The sequence below is a fragment of the Cellvibrio sp. genome (genome assembly GCF_053579595.1).
In genome coordinates this window covers 1-4213 of sequence record NZ_JBRFPI010000384.1, presented here as the reverse complement: position 1 = coordinate 4213, position 4213 = coordinate 1, and the positions used below count along the sequence as shown (strand labels likewise).

The 4213-nt window shown below is 53.1% G+C and carries 3 protein-coding genes; 2 read left to right on the top strand and 1 reads right to left on the bottom strand.

Translation table 11 applies throughout. The annotated features are described in order from the left end of the window. Positions 1–1453: glycoside hydrolase family 97 catalytic domain-containing protein (locus ACWA6V_RS18180; protein ID WP_449523820.1), on the bottom strand; the 1453-nt coding region annotated here is incomplete at its 3' end. Positions 1454–1668: 215 nt separating this feature from the next. Here ACWA6V_RS18180 and ACWA6V_RS18175 point away from each other — a divergent pair. Together ACWA6V_RS18175 and ACWA6V_RS18170 are read left to right on the top strand one after the other, a co-directional pair. Beyond that, complete coding sequence (locus ACWA6V_RS18175) at positions 1669–2703, top strand: LacI family DNA-binding transcriptional regulator (RefSeq protein ID WP_449523819.1); 1035 nt, start codon at positions 1669–1671, stop codon at positions 2701–2703. 334 nt (positions 2704–3037) lie between these two features. Beyond that, positions 3038–4213 (top strand): TonB-dependent receptor plug domain-containing protein (locus ACWA6V_RS18170; protein ID WP_449523818.1); only part of this gene is annotated, 1176 nt, incomplete at its 3' end.

Sequence of the window (4213 nt, the reverse complement as noted above, 5' to 3'; positions counted from 1 at the left end):
CGTTGTACTCCATACCGCGCACGCACTCCCGGGTCATCAAGTTCGGATAGGTCCGGCGCAGGCCGGTATCGGTGACGGTTTCATGGGCGTTAACCATCACCTGATGACGTGCGGCGGTCTCCACCAGTCGCTGGAAATGGTTCACCATGTATTGACCGTGGTGCCACTGGTCACTGTCGATACGCTTACCCACGTAGCCCATTTTTACGCTGTGAATGCCGAGCTTTTCGTAGTATTCAAACGCCGATTCCATTTGCTGCTCGTAATAGGTAACCCCCGCTGCCGTTTCATGGTGACCGATAACGGCCACGCCTTTTTCTTTGCCGTAGCGCACTACCTCTTCCAAATTCAGCCCGTCTACGGGTTGATCAAAGATAAATGTCGGCGGGCGCTGCCACCATTCACCCTCCCATCCTTTATTCCAGCCTTCGATTAGCAGGCCACTGATATCGTGTTGCGCGGCGAAGTCGATATATTGCTTAGCCCGCGCTGTGGTGGCGCCCTGTTTGGGGCCCGGGCTCCAATCCTTTTCGCCGATATGCATTTCCCACCAGATTCCCATGTACTTTCCTGGCTTCAGGTAGCGAGCGGCATTAGCGAGCGCTTCGGGCGTGGGCGCTTCATTCAGGTTCAAAGTCAGGTGAGAGTTCAACAGATCTATGGCTTTTGGCGCGATTTGAATGGTGCGCCAGGGGGACTTCATGGGGGTGGAGGTGCGCACCTTGTCGCCATTCGGCCAGGGCACCAAGTCCACTTTCAGGGTTTTGCTGTTATCCCCCTGCAGGCGCAGTGTCATGCTGGCGTAGTTGACCAGCGCCGCCTCGTGAATCGCCAGCGCGTAATGGCGCGCTTCCAGGGTAATTGGGGTGAAGGCGACATCGACCGAGCTGAGTGCGGATTTGAGGTATTGATATTCCGGCCCCCAGTTGCGATAGGCGGGGAGCCACCAGGTGTGGCTATTTTCGGCCAATACAAATTCAGTCAGCTCGTCCTCGATCACGAAATTCTTCAGATGCGGCTGATCAGGTAGCTCGTAGCGCAGGCCGACTCCATCATTAAACGCGCGCATCACCAGATGTAATCGTCGGGGCTTGGCGCTGGTTTCGCTAAGTTCCAGACGAAGCTCACGATAGTGCTCGCTGATGGTCTGTTGTTCTCCCCAGGGTTGCTGCCATTGCTGGTTCACCTCGCGCTCGCTGTGGTTATCGACCTTGAGCGCGCCAGCCAGAGGCTCTTGCCCTTTAAGCTTGAGCCCCAGGCGAGAGGGCTTCACTACCGATCTGTGCTGGTAGTTTAGGCTGTAGAACACCCCTTCCCGACGCACCTCCAGCTGCAGCTCCAACGAATCATCGGGCGACCGTAACTGGTAGCTTTGGGTGATGTCCGCCTGGCTAGGCAAAATCAAAAGTATCAGGGCCAGCCCCATTACAAGCTTGGAATACAGGTGTTTCATCAGAGCCCCTTGCACTGCATCGCAGTTGCCGGAAAGTAAAATGAGCGTTTTTTAGCAACTAATTAAACCAGTGTTATTAAGTTGGGGCAAGTGCTTGCATCTGGATATCATCCCGATTTACAACCGGTTGTATGGTGATTGCCCGGAAAACAAACTATGATGCCAATTTGGTGTAGCGGCAGGTTTCCGCTGAATTGCTCAACGAGTGGCTGGCGATGAAAAAAGAAACAACAACGATAAAAAAAACCGCCTTGAAAATGGTGGATCTGGCGAAAATGGCGGGGGTGTCCAAGTCAACTGTTTCGCGTGCATTGCAAAACAGCGAGCTGGTCAATTTGGAAACCCGCGAGAAAATTCAGGCGCTTGCCAAGGAACACAACTATCGCCTGAATACCCAGGCGCGCAATTTTCGGCTGAAAGAATCCCTCACTATCGGCGTTGTTATTCCCTCGGCGGATGAAGCCCGCTGGCAAATTACTGATCCATTTTTTCTGGAATTATTGGGTTCCATCTCCTTTAGCCTGATTGAGCAAGGGCACGAAATGCTCCTGTCCGGTTTGAGCTTGCATGCGGTAGCCAGTGGCCACGATGGTTTGCGCCGGATCAACTGCGACGGTTTGATTGTGGCCGGTCAGGCGGATTGCCATGAGGACTTAAACCGTATTGCAGATGGCAATACACCGGTAGTGGTCTGGGGCGCCAAGTTGCCGGACCAGCGCTACTGCACCGTGGGCGGCGATAACCACCTGGGTGGGGAGTTGGCCACTCGTCATCTACTGGAGATAGGCCGCCAGCAAATTGCCATTATCGGCGATTGGTCCACCCCCGAAGGCCGGTTGCGTTATGAGGGGTACCGCCAAACCCTTATAAATACTGGTCTAACCCCAAACCCGGCGCTGGAAGTGGCGTTAGGAGTTGGTCGCGACAGCCACCGGGAGGCGGCGCAGCGGCTCATCGCCAGCGGGCAGAAATTTGATGGATTGTTTTGCTTGAGCGATGCCATCGCCATGGCGGCAATTAACTCGCTTACCGAGCATGGCCTGCGCGTGCCGACCGATGTGGCGGTAGTTGGTTATGACGATATTTCCCTGGCCCGCTTTTACACCCCATCGATTACCACCATCTGTCAGGATCGGGAGCAGGGTGGCCGGTTAATGGTGGAAAAGTTGCTCGCCATGATTGATGGTGAGCGGGTGGATTCAGGATTCCTGCCCACCGACATCCTCGTTCGCAATAGTACCCAGAGCTAGATTTCCCCTTTTGTAGATACTAAACGGCGCGGTTTTACTGCGCCGTTTTTCGTTGCTTTCCCCTCTTTTTCCATGTGCAACACCTGCCTTAAGTTGCCATGAGATTTATTCTCAAACGACAACTAATGTAACCAATGTTATTTAATGGCGCATATTGCAACCGGTTGTTTCTCTCGGTAGCAGATTTTGAGTGGTTGTATTTGATCAAAATGTAACCTTTGGTAGCGAGCACAAAAAAAATGGAACTTTTTTTGGCTTTCGTCCATGAGTGTTCTAAATTACAACCGGTTGCAAAGATTTTCTTACAGCCTAAAAAGCACAACTGGAGAGAGACATGAAACACAACCCCATATTCAAGCCCGCGATTTTGTCTTTAGCCGTGGCGACGGCTGCCGGAAGCACTGGTCTGGTCCATGCACAAAATTCCAGCAATGAAACCACCTCGGATGTTGAAGAGGTGATGGTGACCGGTATCCGCGCAAGCTTGATGCGTGCACAGTCAATGAAGATGGAAAACGCCTCCATATCAGAGGCATTGGCGGCTGAGGACATTGGTAAGCTGCCAGATTCATCGATAGCAGAATCTTTGGCACGTTTGCCCGGTTTGGCGGGTGAGCGTAAAGGTGGGCGCGTGAGCGGTATTTCCGTGCGCGGCTTTAAAGAGGATTTTGTTGGCACCACCCTGAATGGCCGCGAACTGCTCGGTATTGGCGATAACCGCGGCGCTGAATATGATCTCTACCCCTCTGAAATCATGTCGGGTGCAGTCATCTACAAATCTTCCGAAGCCAAATTGACCACTACCGGAATTGGCGGAACCGTGGATTTGCGTACGGCGCGCCCATTGGACTCTGCGCCCACCGTTACCCTGAATGGGTCTTACGAAGTGAATTCCCAAGGCTCGGATAACCCCGAGTTTGATGACAACGGCAATCGTTACGCCATAGGTTTTTCGCAAAAGTTTGCCGATGACACTATAGGTTTGGCGATGGCCTATGCTTCTACTGAATCGCCTACCAACCAGCGCAAGTACGGTGTTTGGGGTTATGACAAAAATGCGGCCAGTGACCGCTATGTGCCCTCGGGCCTCGACATTATGGCGATTTCATCGGTGCTGGAGCGCGATACTGTTTCCGCGATTTTCCAGTACCGCCCCAATGAAGACCTGCACATAGTAATTGATGCCCTGGACATCGACTACAGCGATTACGGTGTGATCCGCGGATTTATCGAACCCTTCTCGGTCGGCAGTATTACAGCGGGTTCGGGCGAATTTGATGCTACCGGAGTTCAGGTCAATGCCAACCCTGTATTGCGTACCGACCCCAAAGAAATCCTCGGTGATTTGCAAACGGTGGGCGTAAACCTCAAGTACAAATTCAACGAAATCTGGTCATTCCATTTGGATGCTGCCGACAGTGAATCCAGCAAAACCGATACCCGTGGCGAAAGCTATGCCGGTCTGGGCCGCTCCGGCTCCCTGACCAATGCGCAATTAGGATCGCGCAAC